Raw genomic sequence first — 18508 nt, 5'->3', positions numbered from 1 at the left:
TGTGATAGCTTTTGCCATGAAGTGAAATAGAGAATTTTGAGCAATAAAAAGGGAATTTAACGGGATAAATGTCAACTATTTCTAGTGAATCCCGATCCTGATTGAGCAGGCATATTAGCCTTTTTAGCGAATAAATGTTTAAATTTTGTCCTAAGCGGAGTAGGTCGAGTAAAATGATAGATGCAATTTAAATTGATCTTAAAGCTATGGCCAATATCGAACAAATAGACCCAATTCAGGGTTTAAATACCGAACAAGATTACTCTAGCTCAGAAAACGCTGGGTTTTTGTCAGCGTTGAAAATATTTGAGTATTTACTGTTAGCTATTTTCATCGGGACAATAATTTTTAACTTAATTTTTCCCGAACTGCAACTCGTTAAATTGTACTCTGCTGGTTCGGCGGCTGTTTTAGTTTTTGTGTATTTAATTGATCAAGAATTAGCTAAAGGCTACAACAAAAGCAGTGAGCGCTTTGAACTGACTCGCAAGGCTAAATTATATGATGCTCTTAGAAGTGATGTGACTGGGGGAGCGAATAAGTTTATCACGCCAGCCAGAGTTAGAGCCTTAAAATATAGCCAAGATTTAATTGATGATTACAAAAAAACCCGCGAAACCTCTCGCAATATTTATTATATTTTCCAGATTGCGACGATTGTTTTATCTGGGGTTACACCCATTTTAGTATTAGTGGACAAATTGGAAACCGGCAACGGCTGGCTCAAATGGTTACCGGTTATCTGTCCTGCCATTGCGGCGATCGTGGCTAGTATCGTGACTTCCTTTCCGTTTCAAGAAAACTGGGTGGCTGCCAATACTGCCGTTGAATTGTTAGAAGCTGAACAGGAAAAATTTATTTTAGGAGTAACTCCCCTGTATCAATACAGTTCTTTGGAAGCATCTCAATTGCCTCTGGAAGCACAAAAATCTGTGGAGAATTTTATTGTTCAGGTGAATAATATTCATCTCAAGCAATTACAGGCCTTTAATGAGAAGAAGCTAGAACAGAAGCCCGAGGAGGGAACAGGTGAGGAGCAGTCTCAACCATCAAGCTAACGATGTGGGATGGGCTTTTCGCTCATCTTCATCATAACTAAGGTAAAGGGTAAGGGAAACTGTGAGCTTACCCTACCCTATAACCAGGTTTTAATGATGATGATGTCCGTGATGATGGTGATGGTGATGATGATGGTTAGCTTGCACTTGGGAGATAGCTAAACTGGGATTAACCGCTAAAGCTTCCTCGTTTAATAAAGCCTCTATTTGCTCATCTGCCCAGTGGGCTACCATCTGACAAAATTGAGGATTATCGTTGACACAAGCCATCTGAACATAATTGACTTTAGGGTATTTGCGACGCAAATTTTCAATAATATGCTCCACATCTAAAAGGGTTTCGTGGTTTTCTGTCGCAAACCCGATGGGCATAAAAATCAGTGCTTTTGCTCCGAGTTCAATCAAATTATTAGCCGCTAATTCGGCGTTCGGTTGAGTCCATTTAATCAGGGGGGTTTGGTGATTTAACCAGCCAACAGAAATCAGAGGATAACGATAAATCAGTTTTTCTCTGACTAATTCATAAAGCGCTTGGCTTTCATCAATTCCGGAGGTAAACCCTTTGGCTTCATGGGGACATCCATGATTCATTAAAATAATCCCAATTTGGGAAGGTAAATAAGTGGCGGCTAACTCTTGGCTAATTTTTTCTTCTACCAACTGGGCCATTAAATTGATATAGTCTGGCTGATTATAAAAAGAGGGTATATAGCGCAGTCCTTTAACCCAGTGTTCTTGTCCGTTACTGGTATGGGATAAAGCCGCATTCACTTGTTCTACGGCAATGCCACTGGTAAAGATCGAATCTACCACTAACAGGGGATAGATCAAGATTTTTTCAAACCCTTCAGCTTTAATTTGTTCTAAAACTTGATGTGGCAAGAAGGGGGCGCAGAAGTTAAAGGCTTTAAATACCTTAATTCGTTCTCCCCACTTCGCTTGTAAATTTTTCTCAATGGCTTCCCGTTGATGTTCAAAAATATGATTATGGGGTGAAATAAAGTGGTTATGTTGGTGTTGCCACTCATGGAGGTCAAAAATAGCTAATAATTTAGCCAGAGGGGGATAAATCCAGGTGGGAACCGGAGCAAACTTAGCGGTTAGAAGATTTAATGCCTGTTCATTGTAGTTGGCGAAGTCTTCATAACTTTCTACTTCTCCATAACCCATCAGTAGCACCGCAACCCCGTCATGGGCAGGTACTGAGGGAGTGAGGTCTTGTTGTCGTTGTTCAGGTATAGCAACCACTATATTTTCCTCTCTTGATTGGATCGCTGATCGCTGTGCGGAACTGGTTCCGCACCCCAGTCAGCTTACTCTTTGTTTTATTCTAGAACACTATCCCCCTATGGGGCATTTTTGATGAGTCATTGGTCATTAGTCATTAGTTGTCCTTTCCCCTTCCCTCTTGCCTTAGATAAGCTCGCTTAAACTCATGTGTTAGTTATTCAAAAGTTTGGAATAACACATTGTCTACCCGCTTAATATTTCTTAATGTTAAGATGGGCAATGATACTCGTAAATCAGGATATGACATCGATTGTGTTTGGTAGCTTACCATTACCCAACCAAAGTGGAGATCAACTCGTCAGCAAAGCGGTAAGCGCAGCGATCGCTGCCTTATTCAAGCGCACTGGCAAAATTGAGGCGAACGTCCGTGCTGAACCCGTAACTAAACTGCTTCAGGGCAGTGTGGACGGGTTTGACTTCATTGGTAACGCCATGCTGATGTACAACGGACTACGGATTGAGGCAATGGAACTCTATGTCCAAGCGGTTTCTATCGATTTTAGTGCCATTTTTAAAGGTCAGGTTAGACTGAGGCAACCGACTCAAGCAAGTATGCGAGTTGTGCTGACTGAAGATGATTTGACAAAATCTTTTAACACACCTTTTGTAGTAGAAAAGTTACAAAAATTACAGTATCAAGGAAAAGCGCTCTATTTCCAAAAGACTGAGATGATTCTCAATGAGGATAAATCCTTTAGCTTAAAATCTCAGGTCCGAGTCGGAGAAGCTTCAGAGCCGCTTAATGTGGACCTCAAAGCTCATTTAGAAGTGGTTGAGCGGCGTAAGCTTCAATTTGTCGATGTCACTTATGGGGGTGATTCAGAAGGGATAGAATTAAGCAAAGCTTTAATTGATCATGTGAATAATTTATTAGATTTAGATAAATTTGCCCTCGATGGGACTCAATTACGTTTAGATCGCTTTAGAATCAAGGATAAAGAACTGGTTTTTTATGGCATAGCTAAGATTGATCAATTTCCTCAGCGCAAGGTAAAAGCGGCTTAAATTCGCCTTATCTCCCCTGTAGTTTCCTGATTTTTGACAAAATAGTAAATGAAGGGTGAGATAGGGTATAATATCTTTTTATTTTTAATTTTCGATGAGTGAACTATCTAAATTTATTAAAAACTTAGTTAGACAAAATTATCAAAGTAAAATCGTTCAAATAGGTAAAGAAATTGCCGAAGATTTTTTAAGCGGCTACTGGAACGAAGCTTATTATAATATGCCAGATAATGGCGAATTTTATCTAATTGAATCAGCCCAAAAATATTTTGGTTCAAAAAATATTATTGCCTTTGATGTGGGAGCCAATCATGGAGAATGGACTAGGTTCCTGAAAAATAAATTTCCTAATTCAAGTATTTATTGTTTTGAAATTCTTCCTGAAACCTTCAGCATTCTTGAGAAAAATTTAGGACAGGAGGCAGGAGTTACTTTAATTAATATTGGACTCTCTGATCGGGATAGAGAGATTGAAGTAACCAGTTATCTCTATGGAGATACCTGTAATAGTATTCAACCATTACCCAGGGATTGGGAATCGACAACTGTAATCTGTTCAGTCAAGTCAGGAAACCAATATTGTCAAGAAAACCAGATTAATCAGATTGATTTTCTGAAAATTGATACAGAAGGGCATGAACTCTCAGTTTTAAAAGGATTTAATGAACTGCTTCAAGCGGGAAAAATCACTTTAATTCAATTTGAATATGGTCTAACTTATATTCCACCGAGAATAACGTTAGGCGATGTTTATCATCTTCTTGCGCCCTATGGTTATTCCATTGGAAGACTTTACCCCACAGGAGTAAAATTCAAGCCCTACAATCTGTTTGAGGACGAAAACTTTAGAATGGGTAACTACGTAGCTATACATCAATCTGCTGATAGGTTATTAGATCAAATTAAGTTATAAGTTTTTGTGTTAGGCAAGCAGTTTCAGGTTAAATCATAAATTTGGCTGATTATGAGGAAATTTGAGCTATCAATGGTATGATAAGTAGATTAAATTACAGTTGAGACTGCTTATTATGGCTCATTTTGGACTTATTTGTCCTGCTGCCCCCAGTCATCTTAACACGATAACGACTTTAGGCTATGAACTAAAACAGCGTGGTCATCGCGTTACTTTATTGGGAGTTGAATATGCTAAACAAAAAGCTCTAGCTATGGGATTAGAATTTCAGGAGACTGGCAAGACGGATTTTCCTGAAGGCTCAACGCAAAAAATAATTTCTAAACTTAGTAATTTACATGGAATTAAAGCATTGCGCTATAGCTTTGCCATTGGTGTCAAGGCGGCTAGAACGTGCCTTGAGGATGCTCCTAAAGCCGCTCAAACCGCAGGAATAGAGGCGATGTTAGTAGATCAATGTGCCCCAGAAGGAGGAACGGTTGCTGACTATTTAGGCATTCCTTTCGTAACTATTTGCAATGGAGTGATGACCAATCAAGAAATAGGTGTTCCTCCCTTTATAACATCTTGGAATTATGATCCCTCATGGAAGGGGCTTCTACGCAACAAAGTCGGTTATGAACTGCTTAATTATTTAGAAAAATCCCTGCGAGAAACCATTAATAGCTACCGTAAACAGTGGAATTTAGCTACATTCTCAAATTTTAACGAAAGCTATTCCTCATTAGCTCAACTTTGTCACCAGCCTGCCGAGTTTGAATTTCCTCGCCAAGAACTACCATTAAGCTTTCATTTTACAGGACCATATAGTCATAAAAGTAAGCGAGAACCTGTACCTTTTCCTTATGAGAAGTTAACGGGAGAACCTCTTATTTATGTTTCGATGGGAACAATACAAAATGGTCTTCTGTGGATTTTCCAGATGATTGCCGAAGCGTGCGCCCCCTTAAAGGTTCAAGTGGTGATAGCTTTAGGGGGTGGTCATAGTCCCGACTCTCTAGCCAATTTGCCGGGAAACCCCCTTGTCGTTGGTTATGCACCGCAATTAGAACTATTAAAAAAGGCTACTCTGGTTATCACTCACGCGGGGATGAATACTACTTTAGAATCTTTAACCAATGGGGTTCCTATGATAGCTATTCCCATTACAAACGATCAACCCGCAGTAGCGGCGAGAATCGCTTGGACAGGAACCGGAAAAGTTTTACCTCTTTCGCAAGTTAGCGTGCAGAAACTACAGCAGTTTATCAAACAGGTGTTAACAGAAGATTCCTATAAAAACAATGCTATCAGATTACAACAGGCCATTAAGGACTCTGGAGGAGTGCGCCAAGCGGCTGATATTATTGAACAAGCTATATTTACAGGCAAACCGGTTTTTTCTAAAAATCAATACACCTATCAGTAACTTTTATCATTTTGGAGTCTTTCTAGTTTAAAAGTTAGTACGATTTCCGCCATTATAAGGATTTATTCCTGGGTTTTTGTTATAAATTTTGTTGAGGATAAATCAGCCAAGCAAACTGACCGATTCCTAACCAAAAATAAACAATTAAAGCTAGGACAAATAAGCCCACACAGCTACCGATAATTAAATAATCAGTTCTGCTGAGAATAGATTCGTGAAGATAAGTCCTTTGAGAACTGCCCGAAAAAGCCTTGGATTGTAATACCACTTCTAGGGTTTGAGATTTGGTCATAGCATTTAAAATCAGGGGGACAGCTACCGTAGCATAGACACGGATACGTTTTAGTAAACCCATTTTTTCAAATGCCAATCCCCTTAATCTTTGGGCTTGAATAATGGCTTGAATTTCATCAAAAAGTAAGGGGAAAAAGCGCAAAGTCGAAGAAAAAATAAAAACAATTTTATAAGGAATTCTCGCCTTAACTAGGCTAACAATCATCTGGTTGACATCAGTGGTAAAAATGGTTAACGGAATCACCAGAAGCATTGTCAAGGTTTTAAACATAACATTTACGCCATATAAAAGCCCTTCTACCGACATTTTTGCGCCACCCAAAATCCACCAATGGGCAGGAACCGTTAATAAGGTGGTTAATTCTTGCTTATGGGTTAATAATTTGACCTGAGTGATATTAAAAAAGCCCATGCTCAGTAAAAGAAACAGATAAAAGGGGAGCATAATCTTTAAAAGAGTGCCGAGATAATCTAACTTAACTCCTGCTAATAGACAAGCAATGACCACAGTTAAGGTTAAAAAGCCGCCGGTAATTGGACTTTCCCAGATAAAGGCAATGAGGGTAACTGTTACCATAATCACCAATTTGCTGCGGAAGTCGATACGAGTAAAGATAGAATCTCGTTTTACGGTTTGAAAATTGGCAATTCCCATAATCTTATCTCCTAACTAGACTGACGAGGTACAAAGCAATTGGCCAACTCTTGAGGCGTTAATAAAGGGTAATCTTGTCCTGTAAGTTCAGCGAGTTTTTGAGCTAACAAAACCGCTTGAGGGGGAGTTAAATAGGTAGATTGTAACAGTTCTGTTTGATGATAAGCTTGGCGGATAGGGGCATCGAGTAGGATCGTTCCTTGTCCCATGACAATCACTCGCTCGGCATATTCAGCCATCAAATATAAATGATGAGTAATGACAATAACCGTTTTTCCCTTTTGATGTAATTGACGACTCACATCTAAAATAGAACAGGCTCCCCGATAATCTTGTCCGATGGTAGGTTCATCAAAAATCACAATCTCTGGGTTCATGGCTAAAATTGCGGCAATGACGATTCGAGCGCGATCGCCTTTCGGTAAAGCCAGGGGATGAACATGACGAACTTCCCATAACTCCATATCTTTAAGGCTAGAGGAGGTCCGTTGCTCGATCATTTTGCGGGAATAACCGAGATTTCGCAAAGCAAAAGTGACTTCTTTTTCTACGGTAGTGTTAAAAATTTGCTGATCGGGATTTTGAGCCACATAGCCGATGGAACGCGCTAAATCGCTGACTGAGAGGGTGCTAGTCTCTCGATTATTAACATACACCTTGCCATGAGAAGGTTGTAGGAGGTTGAGGAAATGCTTGACTAGGGTACTTTTGCCGGCTCCATTTTGCCCCACAATCAGCACATATTCCCCCGGATGAATATCTAAAGATACTCCTCGTAAGGCTTGGGTTCCATCTTGATAGGTATGGATGAGGTTTTTTACACATAGCAAAGGGGGTTCTGTTCTCTCTGGCGGTGTCAGAAATTGAGGGGGTGGAGTGATTTGAGCTTTTTGGGATAAGGCGACCAGGAGGGCTAAACTCGGAGGGAGGGTAACCGGAATTTGACTAATGGGAATTTGCCGCTCTGTGATTAAATAAAAAGTTTGAGCCGCTTGAGGGGGGCGCAGATAGTGTTGAGTTAATTGTTCAACCTGGGAGTAAATTTGGTCAGGGGTTCCTAAAGCTAACAGTTTCCCATCCGATAAAAAAGCCATGCGATCAGCAAATTGAGCCATTTCTTCAGCCGCATGAGAAACCATAAGAATAGAAATACCTAGCTCTTGATTGAGTTCTTTAACAGTAGCAAAAACTTCGTTTGAACCGATCGGATCTAATTGAGAGGTAGGTTCATCGAGAATCAATAGACTCGGTTGTAGGGCCAAAACACAAGCAATGGCTAAACGTTGCTTTTGTCCGCCGGATAACTCTTGAGGATTTTTTTGCTCATAACCTTCTAGGCGCACTGCTTCTAAGACTCGGGGAATGCGGCTGATAATTTCATCTCTAGGAACCGATAAATTTTCCAGCGCAAAAGCGATTTCATTTTCTACCGAAGTCGAGGTGAGTTGCATTTCGGGGTCTTCAAATACCATCCCCACATAACGAGATAATTCTGTGATGGGACTATCGAGAGTATCTTTTCCGGCTACAGTAATATGGCCAAAAAAGCGCCCCCCGTAAAATTGGGGGACTATTCCATTGAGGGCGAGACAAAGGGTTGATTTCCCCGCACCCGTCGGGCCTATCAGTCCTAAAAATTCTCCTGGGTAAATTTCTAGGGAGATATCTTTTAGTACCGCATCCCTTGAAGAGGGGTAAAGATAAGAAACTTTTTCTAAAGTGGCGATCGCTTTCATATTAATAAATAGCTTCTCTAGGTTTAACTAAATTTATCTCCCTCAGTCCAGAAATTACCCCAACACCAATGATTGTCCCGCCCACACAACGAAACAAGTTTTCTACGGGCATAATCGGAATAAGCGCAATCCAAATTTCTTCGGGCCAATTATACAAATAGTAATTGATCGCACTCGCGCTGAGATGGCCCACTCCAGAGACGGTCCAGGTTCCTAAGAATAAACCTGCTATTAAAGGAATAAGTTTGTTACTGTTGATCCAGCGAGCAAATAAGGTTCGAGTGGGTAAAGCGAATAATACAAGGCCCGACCAATCGATAAAAGAACCTAGAAAGATGATCTTAGGACTGACACCATTGTGAAGGGCTTGGCGGACATAGAAACAATAGGCAAATGTGAACAAAATGGTTAATCCCAGCCACCAGTATTTCCGCCTGTAACCTAAAACCATTGCTCCGGCGGTAAAGCTTCCTAGAAAGGCTCCCGTCACTGAAAAAATCGGCATTCCTGCCGTATAGGGAGCAAAAAAAGCACCAATTAACATCCCCATACCACTGGCTAATCCTCCGGCAAGTGGTCCGAGTATCCATCCGAGCAAGGGATAGATAAACTGACTCATGGGCATTCCGCCACCTGATGCTAGGATGATCGTAAAGGGAATAAAAGCCAGTGCTGCCGTAACGGCGGCTAAAACGACGATATAGGCGACGGGAGCGCCATCAATGGAGGCCACGCTTGTGGTTTGAACTTGTCGTTCTTCTCCCTCTGGGATGTGAGTGAGTGTCATATCTTATCGAGATTTTGTGAGGATGAATGAAAGAGTTTATGCTTTAGCCGCATTCACTTAGTTTATCAAACATTAAGTAGCATCGTCCTCTTTGGCAAACCTCATCAAAAATCCCACAGATTTTTCGCTGTGGGACCTGGCAAAAAACTAAATATTTAGACAGTGGTGATGTCTTTTTCTTTAGCCTTTAATAACTCGTCAATTTTGGCATTATATTCGTCAGTAATCTTTTGAATATCATCTTGTAAATTACGAGCTTCATCTTCGGAAATTTCGTGACTTTTCTCCTGTTTGCGAATAGCATCGATCGCATCTCGGCGAATGTTACGAACGGCGACTTTACCCTCTTCTGCTAATTTCCCAGCTAGTTTAACCAGTTCTTTACGGCGATCACTGGTTAAAGGGGGAATATTCAAGCGGATGATTTGACCATCATTATTGGGAGTTAGTCCTACATCAGACATTTGAATCGCTTTTTCGATTTTGCCCAGACTAGATCTATCATAGGGCTGAATAGCGATGGTCGTCGCGTCTGGGGTGGTGATATTGGCCAAAGACTTTAAAGGTGTTTCTGTCCCATAATATTCTACCGTTACCCGATCCAATAACGAAGCATTAGCGCGACCTGTACGAATGGTGTTAAAAGATCGTTGAGTGGCCTCAATGGTCTTTTGCATATTCTCTTGAACTTCAGCTAACTTCACACAAACCTCTTTCAATATGCTAGAGTGACGTAGTCACGTTAAATAGTTGAGAAAAATTCTAGAATGACTCTTAAAATTCTAGAAAGCTAGAATTATTGTACAGTAAAGGTTTTTAGTAACGTACATCCTAGCAACCAATTCAAGAGACTGTGAGGTTAGACAGTAGGTAAGGCTAAAAAATTGTTACATTTCGCCTATATTGTGCCCTTTATTGATGTGCTGGGACTTATTTTGCTGACAATATCAGGGAAAAGTCGAGATAGATGACATTTGGCCTAAAAACAAGCACTTCCTGTTGATAGGAGTGCCTGAGCAAAGAGTTATTATCTACAGGAGATTAGCTATAAATTTTAGGGTCTTTCATTGGGGCCATAACCAATAACCGCGACTTTATGACGATAAATTAATTCAGCACCATACCATCCTGTCACCCCTAATGTCGTGGCGACTACTAATGAGACAATAATTCCTGTGGGAACAATGGCGTTTGCTTGATTGCCCCATCTCAAGCCAAAATTAATCAGCGAAAGTGCCAGTGCTGCCACATTTCCAATCAAATGAATCCATCCTGCACTATGTTGCCGCACTCGATTTATTTTCAAAAAGTCCATTAATCCCGTAATGGCGGCAATAATCCCTGTCACTACACCAGCACCAATCAGCCACATAGAAGCTCTAGCCCAAAATAGATCTTGAGTCAGCCAGTAGGCCAAGTCCGTTGCTAATACGGCACAGAGAAAAGCAATGGGAAAAGTGACTAATAATGGATGTATGGGATGTCCTGCAATAGCTACTGTACTGGGTACACCAGTATCACGGTACTCTCGCTCATCACTTTCAATAAGGGGGGGAATATTAGGCGTTTGTGTCATAATTACAGCAAAATTATTTCATTCAAAATTTATAATGTTTAGCTTGAGAAAAGCTTAAGCCATTGCTACTTCAATATTTGGCGCGAGGCGCAGCTTAGTTGCTTGAAACTTTTTTCCCATTTGTTCTAATTCTTGTTCATCTATATACTGACGAACTGCCGCAAAAATTTCTTTTTCTTCTTCCTCAACATGGTGCTTGACTTGTTGTTTTAAGTCTTGTATCTTTGTTGAGAATTCAGAATCTTCGGCACTGATACTGGTTAACTGTTCGAGAATGATTTCAGCAGAAATATGTTCCTGTTCTGCTTCTTCAATATACTGCTTGGTTTCTTCATACTCTTGCATGGCCGGATAAAACACCAGTTCTTCTGCCTGAGCATGAAGGTTTAACTCTTTGTAAATTTCTTTAAAAATCTCTTGACTTTTTTGGGGATCTTTGGTTTTCTCAATCTCTTGCAGGAGTTTTTCTACCTTACGGTGATCTTCTTCAATTAGATCGAGAATATTTTTGACTTTAGCCACGATTGTTTTCCCTCATCTGTGCTATCGGCCTTAACTCTTGGTCGTTTAAATAGCTTTATCCCTATTTTTCAAGATTTTATTAATGATTTGCTATACCGAAAGAGAGATTTAAATTGAAGATTTTACCCGCCCCAAGGTAGAACATTAGGAAAAATAAGTGGCAGTTGTTTGAGGCTAGTAGCTATTTTGTCGACCGCTTCTAAAGTATAGTTTCTCGTTGACTTTTAGCGAATCCCAAAATTTTAATTACTGTTGCTACGAGTTGGAGCAAACATCTTTCTCAAGAGAGAAGTTTTTTAGAATTTTAACTTTTATATTTAACTTGTTAATTGAAAAAAACGTTATTTTTCTGGCAATTTTTAAGCCTCCTATCTCCTGACTTGTTTAGATGGGTAGGCATGGCCTACCCAGATCTATTTAAGCTAAAAAATATTGACACTAGACAATTAAGATAAACCGAAGTTGTTGTAGTTGTCGAGAGCCGTATTAATGGATTGACCAGAGGATAAATTAGCCAGTGGAGCGGCTACATTCCAAAATGGCGAACTCGCATTTAGTTTATAAGTTGATGCACCCACCACTAAACTTCCATCCCCAATTGCGTCCTGATTTTCGTCGGCAGTATGGGTTTGTATCCAGGCAATGCCGTCGTTGATATCTTTAATGGGAGCCGGATTAAAGGCTAGATAATTAAGCCAGGAGGCAACTAAAGAGCGATCAAGGGTGTAGCGCTTGTCTTCTTGCACTTTGTTGGAGGCGGCAAGAATGGTTTTTGCTTCGTCGAGACTGTAGAAAATTGTTCGCTCTCCATTGTCGGTGATTCCGTTTCGGTTATAGTCACCGATGAGAATCCCTACGCTTGATTTTCCGGTCACGGGATCAATAACGTTAGGAGCATTGCTAGAAGCTGAATAAGGTTGCAGCAGAATGTCACTCATGGGGAAATTTGAACGACCGGCGAATTCTGTGTCATTAGCCGCATTCCCATCCCATACTTGAGTCCAGTTAATCCAAAAGCCGGGTGTCCGCACCCCAGGGGCCTGGATACCAAGGTAGGAGCTAGTATCGTTGTCTGTGATTTGTCCGCCAGAGTAGTCACCGCTAACTGTACCCAGGTTTTGATAGTTACCAGTGATAGCAATGCCGTCGGCTTTGTAAATCCAAGTTTCATTGGGAGCTAGAATGGTATCTCCGTCACCATTATTGACTAGCTTGATTAATTCTTGTTGGACTTTATCGTCGGTCACGCTAATATTAGATAGGCTGACGTTACCAGTATTTTTGACTACATACACCCAATTAATTGCTTGTCCTGCCGTAATCCCGACATTATCCCCTTTGACTAACCCGTCAGTCGTGATTTTGTCTATTTCAATCGAGGGTTTTTGAATAATTTCAACGGTTTCGGAGTCTTGTTTAGCCGCACTTTGGGTACTCGAGGCAGTAGCAATATTGACTAATTGTCCTCCTTTGTCGAGGTCATTTTGAGTCACGGCGTATTGATAGGTGTAAGTCCAGGTTTCCCCCACATCCAAGACATCATCGCCATTAACACTCTTTTGTGTGGCACTTAGTACCAAATCATCCGAAGTGTCAGTAGCAGTAAAGTTATCATCTACCAGGTTAATGCCACTTAAGCTAATATTGCCTGTGTTGGTGACGGTGTAGGTATAGGTGATCACTTGTCCGGCCCAGTCAACTTGGCTCTTGTCGGCGGTTTTAACCACTGCTAGGTCGGGTTTTTGAATGATTTGAACAGTTTCGGAGTCTTGTTTAGTGGCGGCTTGGGTACTGGAGGCGGTAGCAATATTGACTAATTGTCCTCCTTTGTCGAGGTCATTTTGAGTCACGGCGTATTGATAGCTGTAGGTCCAGGTTTCGCCCACATCCAAGACATCATCGCCATTAACACTCTTTTGTGTAGCACTTAGCACCAAATCATCCGAAATGTCAGTAGTAGTAAAGTTATCATCTACCAAATTAATGCCACTTAAGCTAACATTGCCTGTGTTGGTGACGGTGTAGGTATAGGTGATCACTTGTCCGGCCCAGTCAACTTGGCTCTTGTCGGCGGCTTGAACCACTGCTAGGTCGGGTTTTTGAAGAATTTCAACGGTTTCGGAGTCTTGTTTAGTGGCGGCTTGGGTACTGGAGGCGGTAGCAATATTGACTAATTGTCCTCCTTTGTCGAGGTCATGTTGAGTTACGGCGTATTGATAGCTGTAGGTCCAGGTTTCGCCCACATCCAAGACATCATCGCCATTAACACTCTTTTGTGTGGCACTTAGCACCAAATCATCCGAAGTGTCAGTAGCAGTAAAGTTATCATCTACCAAATTAATGCCACTTAAGCTAATATTGCCTGTGTTGGTGACGGTGTAGGTATAGGTGATCACTTGTCCGGCCCAGTCAACTTGGCTCTTGTCGGCGGCTTGAACCACTGCTAGGTCGGGTTTTTGAAGAATTTCAACGGTTTCGGAGTCTTGTTTAGTGGCGGCTTGGGTACTGGAGGCGGTAGCAATATTGACTAATTGTCCTCCTTTGTCGAGGTCATTTTGAGTTACGGCGTATTGATAGCTGTAAGTCCAGGTTTCGCCCACATCCAAGACATCATCGCCATTAACACTCTTTTGTGTGGCACTTAGCACCAAATCATCCGAAGTGTCAGTAGCAGTAAAGTTATCATCTACCAAATTAATGCCACTTAAGCTAACATTGCCTGTGTTGGTGACGGTGTAGGTATAGGTGATTACTTGTCCGGCCCAGTCAACTTGGCTCTTGTCGGCAGTTTTAACGACGTTGAGTGCTGGACTACTGACATTGGCAATTTGACCAATTTTGAGGAAGGGGATAGTCTGCTGACCGGTGTTGATCTTATCCAGAAAATTACCATTAGCATCAACCACGCGCCCTCCTAAGAGTTCCCCCTGTAGGTTTCCAGTGGGATTACTAGCAGCTAAATTTGCCAGTAATACATCGATCCGCACGACAATTTTTTCGCCGGCTTCGAGGTCGCTAATGCGGACAGTACCCTGTAATTGTGATCCTTTGGTGTAGGGAGCCACTTCTAAGCCGCTTTTTGGGTCGACTATTTTTTCACTGCCAGGTACAAGGATAGCTGTACTGCCTAAAATACCGTTTTTATCAAGGGCTGTATTTCCCTGGTAATCGTCATAGATGCCGCTATCTAGACCATAAACGCCTTTACCTCCATTGCTATCTGTCCCGTTGTCACCATTTTCGACATTTCCATAGTTTACGGCTACGTTGACAATATCAATTTGAGCCGCACCACTTTGTCCGGTACTATCGGCAAGAAAGCCAAAATCAAACTCGGCAAACTGAACGGGATCAACAGCATTCTTGGCTACTTCAATTTGTACCAAGTAGGTGACGATATTGCCAAAAGCAAATTGTCCACCCTGTAGCTGTTCGGTGATGTCTTTGTAGTTGCCAACGGTGCGATCATTATAAGCGCCACCTCCTGTATTGAGGTTGTAAGTATAAGGTGCGGCGGCGGCAAAATCAATAGTGCTAAAGTCTCCTCCTGCCATAATTTTTTCTCCTAGTTATTAATTTGGATGGACATTTTAAAAATCTTTAATAAGTTATTTTTTTTGAGTTAGGTTTTAGCTCCTTTTAGAAATGCACCAGTTTTAAACCGCCAAAAATCAATCCACTATTTTTTATGCAATAGTGATTAAAGTTTTTTTAATGGCTACTTTAATCTATATTTTTTGACTAAGTTTTTAGATTTTTTAAAAATCAGTTATAGTACCGAATCTAACTTTGATAATAGTTTAATGTCAATTAGAAGAGTTACTGAAATGATTTTAAGATATTTATAACAATATGTTTCATTTTGATTGTTTCAACCAGAAATTCTCCTCAAAATCATGGTTATTTTCACAAAAGCAACAAGTAAAACCAGAAAAATTAGAGAATATTTACTAGATTAATTCTTTAAGTTCAGTAAATTCCAGGATAATTGAAGCTAAAAAATTTTGGGGATTTCCCTACAAGCTATTTGTAGCGATGAGGGAGCGTCTGTATCCAGTCCTTGAGGACATTGTTCAATTAAGGCATCTACACAAGTTTTACAGTCACTTTCTTGAGTTAGTTTTGGATAAGCTTGTTCTTCATTTACTGAATTACCTTGTAAATAATATATCCAAGTTTCAATATTTCTTTTAGGAATAAAAATCGCTATTTTTTCATCAGGTTGACGTTTTTCTTGTCCATCTTGCTCAAGAGCATTGTCTAATTGTCTTAAACATTCTTCAACGGTTCTAGTATCGGCATCCATTACTACTACTAAACAAACCGATAGATAAGTAGATTTACTTCGATAAGCTTTTACCTGTATGAGGTATTGTTGTCTTACAAATTGCTCACCTTATCTTTGTCCATCAGGAAGAGAAAGAAGTCTTATTTTCTTGGCATCAAAACCTCGTTTAATTAAAAAATATCGAGCAAAAACTTGCTGCTGTAGATCTTCACATAGAATAGTAACGTCAACTTTCCGCTTAGTCATCTAACCAACCTCTTGCTACTAATTCGGAAACAGTAAGCCCTGTATTTTTATTAAAATCTCGAACAGCTTTAACCCGCACAGGAGTATAGTTATTTTCCCGCTCAAACCAACACCCAAGAGATGTAGCTAAGATATTAATTAATTCTGGGTGATGAGAAATGAGTAAAGCTTGTAATTTGCCTTCTCCACAAAGATCATAAAGCTGCATGAACCAAGGTTGAATTTCTGGCAAAGCTAAAAAGTTATCTGGTTCATCTAGACAAAGCGTATAGTCTTCAGATTGCGTACAACTAATTAGACTATATAAGACAACTAGACATTTTTGTCCATCCGATAATTGATTTAAGCGATATTCTATATTACCTGCTTTTCCTTCAAAAACCATTTTTAAAATTCTTTTTGATTCTCCAAATATATCAAATTTTAGATAAACTGATTCATCAAAGATGTCTTTTAAGCTTTTTTGAACCTCAAAGCTTTTTCTTTGATTTTGTGACATATATCGATACCATGAGGCGAAATTTTTCATATTATATAATAATAAATTTTCTTCTTTTTCGCTTTCATCTTTTATTAAAGTAGGTAGTATTTTAATAATCAAAAATCGTTCCAGTCTTTTTTTAAACCAACTCAATTTTTTAGTATTTACTGTATCACTCATGGAAGGAAGGCTTGACAAAGCAGCATTAAAAGGAATTGTCCCTTCTTCTGAATAATTATCTCGATAAATTTTTACTTCTCCAGACTCAAATTTTATTAAACGGTTTCCATCAAAAAACAAACGCTTATAGTGAATTCTGGCTTTATTTATTTCTTGATTGTGTTCGATGGCTAATTCATATTTATAATTACCTTCATTACCTTCGATTTCTAGTTCAAATGTTTGAAGAGGTAATTTTTGCCAAATCGTAAAATCTGCAAGTTTAAAAATCTGATGGATTTGTCCTTCACCAGTGATAAAAGCTTGTAATTTTCTTAAAACTTCAAAAACGGTTGACTTGCCGGTTCCATTGAGTCCCATAAATAAATTAATTTGTCTCAAGGAAAGCTCAAAGTTTACGAAGCAGCGAAAGTTGTCTATATATATTCGTTTTAGCATATTTTTCTATTTCGCGCAAAGACGCAAAGAAGTTTGATGAGTCCGCGCAGGCGGACTTGGTTCATGTAGCCGTATCTTTTATGATTACGGGATTTGATTTATTTTATCTCATAGCCGAATAAGTTCGGGTCAACTTCTGTTAGGTTTAAATCTCCTAATCCGTATTCTGCCCAACGACGATTAACCATAGCCGCCACATCGGGATCTGATTCTAAAACTTCGCCCCAATCATGATCGGTTTCGGGATATATTTTGGTGGTGGCATCGATTCCCATTCTTCCTCCTAAGCCGATTTTTTGACTGGCAAAATCTAAGCTATCAAAGGGTGTTTCGGGGAGAATAAATACGTCTCTAGATGGGTCAACTTTTGAACTAATTGCCCAGACAACTTGGCGCGGATCGCGGATATTTATATCTTTATCTACCACAATGACAAACTTGGTATAAGTAAACTGTGGTAAGGCACTCCAAAAGGCTAATGCCGCGCGTTTGGCTTGTCCGGGATAGGCTTTATCAATGGAGATAATAGCGGCTTTATAACTTAGCGCTTCCATCGGTAAGAAAAAGTCGGTAATTTCTGAGACTTGTTGCCGCAAAATGGGGGTGTAAATACGATTTAAAGCGATGGCCATCATGGCTTCTTCTTTCGGGGGACGACCACTAAAAGTAGTTAAATAAACGGGATCTTTGCGATGAGTCAGACAATGAAAACGGATCAAGGGAGAGTCTTCTATTCCTCCGTAATATCCCATGTGATCGCCAAAGGGACCATCGGGTAATACTTCTCCTGGGGTAATGGTTCCTTCTAAGATAAATTCTGAGTCGGCCGGGACTTCTAAGTCTAGGGTTTTACATTTGGTTAGCTGTACCCCAGAACCGCCATATAAGCCGGCAAATAACCATTCTGAAAGATCAACCGGAATAGGAGTGGCGGCTGCCATAATAATTAGAGGATCAACCCCAAGGGCGATCGCTATTTCTAATTTTTTGCCTTTTTCTGCGGCTTTGCGTAAATGTCTAGCGCCCCCTCGTACTGATAACCAATGTACCGTCATGGTATTGGATGATTGCAATTGTAGGCGATAAACTCCTACGTTAGGGGTTCCTGTCTCGCAGTCTTTGGTGATGACTAACCCGAGAGTGATAATTTTACCGGCATCTCCAGGGTAAGGACGAATGAGGGGAAGGGTATTGAGATCGAGATCGTTTCCTTCTATGACAACTTGCTGACAGGGAGGAAAAAAGTTACGTCCGGGTTTCGCTTTGACGACATCAAATAGGACTTTACCAAAGTCTACGAATTGAGAGAGTTTTTTCGGGGGTTTGGGTTGTTGCAAGAGGGCTAGTTTTTTGCCGAGTTCCTCTAATTCTAGAGGATGGTTCATATTCATCGCCCAACAGATCCTCTCTACTGTTCCCATCAGGTTGATCGCAACCGGAAATGATGCACCTTTGACATTTTCAAAGAGTAAGGCGGGGCCCCCGGCTTGTAACATTCGGTTAGAGATCTCTGCAATTTCTAAGTCGGGATCGACTAAAGTGTTGATGCGTCTCAGTTGTCCCCGATCTTCGAGTAGTTTTATAAATCCCCGTAAGTCTCTCGTCATAATTAAAGTAGTTAAGAAATATGA

16 protein-coding genes are annotated in these 18508 nt (G+C 40.4%); 4 read left to right on the top strand and 12 right to left on the bottom strand.

Features of this window, described 5'->3' with window-relative positions:
* Window positions 1-206: 206 nt before the first annotated feature.
* A complete protein-coding gene (locus tag CYAN7822_RS11055) occupies window positions 207-1058 on the top strand; it encodes a DUF4231 domain-containing protein (protein ID WP_013322349.1) in 852 nt (283 codons plus the stop codon).
* Between the two features lie 90 nt (window positions 1059-1148).
* On the opposite strand, the gene CYAN7822_RS11050 is transcribed toward CYAN7822_RS11055, so the two are convergent.
* Window positions 1149-2306, bottom strand: a complete 1158-nt coding sequence (locus CYAN7822_RS11050; protein ID WP_013322348.1) for a ferrochelatase — start codon at window positions 2304-2306, stop codon at window positions 1149-1151.
* Window positions 2307-2588: 282 nt separating this feature from the next.
* Between CYAN7822_RS11050 and CYAN7822_RS11045 the strand changes: the two genes are divergently transcribed.
* The 3 genes from CYAN7822_RS11045 to CYAN7822_RS11035 all read left to right on the top strand — a co-directional run bounded on the left by CYAN7822_RS11045 (window position 2589) and on the right by CYAN7822_RS11035 (window position 5674).
* Entirely contained in the window at window positions 2589-3353 is a 765-nt protein-coding gene (locus CYAN7822_RS11045; RefSeq protein WP_013322347.1) for an LmeA family phospholipid-binding protein, read from the top strand.
* A 94-nt stretch (window positions 3354-3447) separates the two neighbouring features.
* Entirely contained in the window at window positions 3448-4266 is an 819-nt protein-coding gene (locus tag CYAN7822_RS11040; protein WP_013322346.1) for an FkbM family methyltransferase, read from the top strand.
* A 115-nt stretch (window positions 4267-4381) separates the two neighbouring features.
* On the top strand, window positions 4382-5674 hold the full coding sequence (locus CYAN7822_RS11035; protein ID WP_013322345.1) for a glycosyltransferase: 1293 nt from the start codon (window positions 4382-4384) through the stop codon (window positions 5672-5674).
* A 79-nt stretch (window positions 5675-5753) separates the two neighbouring features.
* Here CYAN7822_RS11035 and CYAN7822_RS11030 read toward each other — a convergent pair whose 3' ends face one another.
* The 11 genes from CYAN7822_RS11030 to CYAN7822_RS10985 form a co-directional block, all read right to left on the bottom strand.
* A complete protein-coding gene (locus CYAN7822_RS11030) occupies window positions 5754-6623 on the bottom strand; it encodes an energy-coupling factor transporter transmembrane component T family protein (protein WP_013322344.1) in 870 nt (289 codons plus the stop codon).
* An 11-nt stretch (window positions 6624-6634) separates the two neighbouring features.
* Window positions 6635-8359 carry an ABC transporter ATP-binding protein gene (locus CYAN7822_RS11025; protein WP_013322343.1) on the bottom strand — a complete coding sequence of 575 codons (1725 nt, stop codon included), beginning with the start codon at window positions 8357-8359 and terminating at the stop codon, window positions 6635-6637.
* A gap of 1 nt (window position 8360) precedes the next feature.
* Entirely contained in the window at window positions 8361-9146 is a 786-nt protein-coding gene (locus tag CYAN7822_RS11020; RefSeq protein WP_013322342.1) for a hypothetical protein, read from the bottom strand.
* Window positions 9147-9301: 155 nt separating this feature from the next.
* Window positions 9302-9823, bottom strand: a complete 522-nt coding sequence (gene frr, locus CYAN7822_RS11015) for a ribosome recycling factor (RefSeq protein WP_425365340.1) — start codon at window positions 9821-9823, stop codon at window positions 9302-9304.
* A 377-nt stretch (window positions 9824-10200) separates the two neighbouring features.
* Window positions 10201-10722, bottom strand: a complete 522-nt coding sequence (locus CYAN7822_RS11010; protein WP_013322340.1) for a DUF2231 domain-containing protein — start codon at window positions 10720-10722, stop codon at window positions 10201-10203.
* 54 nt (window positions 10723-10776) lie between these two features.
* Window positions 10777-11244 (bottom strand): hemerythrin domain-containing protein, encoded by a 468-nt coding sequence (locus tag CYAN7822_RS11005; RefSeq protein WP_013322339.1) that lies wholly within the window; start codon window positions 11242-11244, stop codon window positions 10777-10779.
* Between the two features lie 446 nt (window positions 11245-11690).
* The gene (locus CYAN7822_RS11000; protein ID WP_013322338.1) at window positions 11691-14798 is read right to left on the bottom strand and encodes a DUF7507 domain-containing protein; all 3108 of its coding nucleotides are present in this window, start codon (window positions 14796-14798) and stop codon (window positions 11691-11693) included.
* A 440-nt stretch (window positions 14799-15238) separates the two neighbouring features.
* Window positions 15239-15550, bottom strand: a complete 312-nt coding sequence (locus CYAN7822_RS39010; protein WP_216701573.1) for a hypothetical protein — start codon at window positions 15548-15550, stop codon at window positions 15239-15241.
* A gap of 90 nt (window positions 15551-15640) precedes the next feature.
* The gene (locus CYAN7822_RS39005) at window positions 15641-15778 is read right to left on the bottom strand and encodes a hypothetical protein (RefSeq protein WP_013322337.1); all 138 of its coding nucleotides are present in this window, start codon (window positions 15776-15778) and stop codon (window positions 15641-15643) included.
* Complete coding sequence (locus CYAN7822_RS10990; protein ID WP_013322336.1) at window positions 15771-16877, bottom strand: AAA family ATPase; 1107 nt, start codon at window positions 16875-16877, stop codon at window positions 15771-15773. The genes CYAN7822_RS39005 and CYAN7822_RS10990 overlap by 8 nt, the downstream gene beginning before the upstream one ends.
* Window positions 16878-16975: 98 nt before the next feature.
* Complete coding sequence (locus CYAN7822_RS10985) at window positions 16976-18484, bottom strand: UbiD family decarboxylase (protein ID WP_013322335.1); 1509 nt, start codon at window positions 18482-18484, stop codon at window positions 16976-16978.
* Between the last annotated feature and the right edge of the window lie 24 nt (window positions 18485-18508).

The sequence above is a fragment of the Gloeothece verrucosa PCC 7822 genome (assembly GCF_000147335.1).
In the GTDB taxonomy this organism is placed as follows: domain Bacteria; phylum Cyanobacteriota; class Cyanobacteriia; order Cyanobacteriales; family Microcystaceae; genus Gloeothece; species Gloeothece verrucosa.
This window is presented reverse-complemented; position numbering and strand designations above follow the sequence as displayed.

Coding starts and splice junctions, on each gene's coding strand:
- CYAN7822_RS11055 (WP_013322349.1), top strand. CDS start 207: ATGGCCAATATCGAACAAATAGACCCAATTCAGGGTTTAAATACCGAA.
- CYAN7822_RS11045 (WP_013322347.1), top strand. CDS start 2,589: ATGACATCGATTGTGTTTGGTAGCTTACCATTACCCAACCAAAGTGGA.
- CYAN7822_RS11040 (WP_013322346.1), top strand. CDS start 3,448: ATGAGTGAACTATCTAAATTTATTAAAAACTTAGTTAGACAAAATTAT.
- CYAN7822_RS11035 (WP_013322345.1), top strand. CDS start 4,382: ATGGCTCATTTTGGACTTATTTGTCCTGCTGCCCCCAGTCATCTTAAC.
- CYAN7822_RS11030 (WP_013322344.1), bottom strand. CDS start 6,623: ATGGGAATTGCCAATTTTCAAACCGTAAAACGAGATTCTATCTTTACT.
- CYAN7822_RS11025 (WP_013322343.1), bottom strand. CDS start 8,359: ATGAAAGCGATCGCCACTTTAGAAAAAGTTTCTTATCTTTACCCCTCT.
- CYAN7822_RS11020 (WP_013322342.1), bottom strand. CDS start 9,146: ATGACACTCACTCACATCCCAGAGGGAGAAGAACGACAAGTTCAAACC.
- frr (WP_425365340.1), bottom strand. CDS start 9,823: ATGCAAAAGACCATTGAGGCCACTCAACGATCTTTTAACACCATTCGT.
- CYAN7822_RS11010 (WP_013322340.1), bottom strand. CDS start 10,722: ATGACACAAACGCCTAATATTCCCCCCCTTATTGAAAGTGATGAGCGA.
- CYAN7822_RS11000 (WP_013322338.1), bottom strand. CDS start 14,798: ATGGCAGGAGGAGACTTTAGCACTATTGATTTTGCCGCCGCCGCACCT.
- CYAN7822_RS39010 (WP_216701573.1), bottom strand. CDS start 15,550: ATGGATGCCGATACTAGAACCGTTGAAGAATGTTTAAGACAATTAGAC.
- CYAN7822_RS39005 (WP_013322337.1), bottom strand. CDS start 15,778: ATGACTAAGCGGAAAGTTGACGTTACTATTCTATGTGAAGATCTACAG.
- CYAN7822_RS10990 (WP_013322336.1), bottom strand. CDS start 16,877: ATGCTAAAACGAATATATATAGACAACTTTCGCTGCTTCGTAAACTTT.
- CYAN7822_RS10985 (WP_013322335.1), bottom strand. CDS start 18,484: ATGACGAGAGACTTACGGGGATTTATAAAACTACTCGAAGATCGGGGA.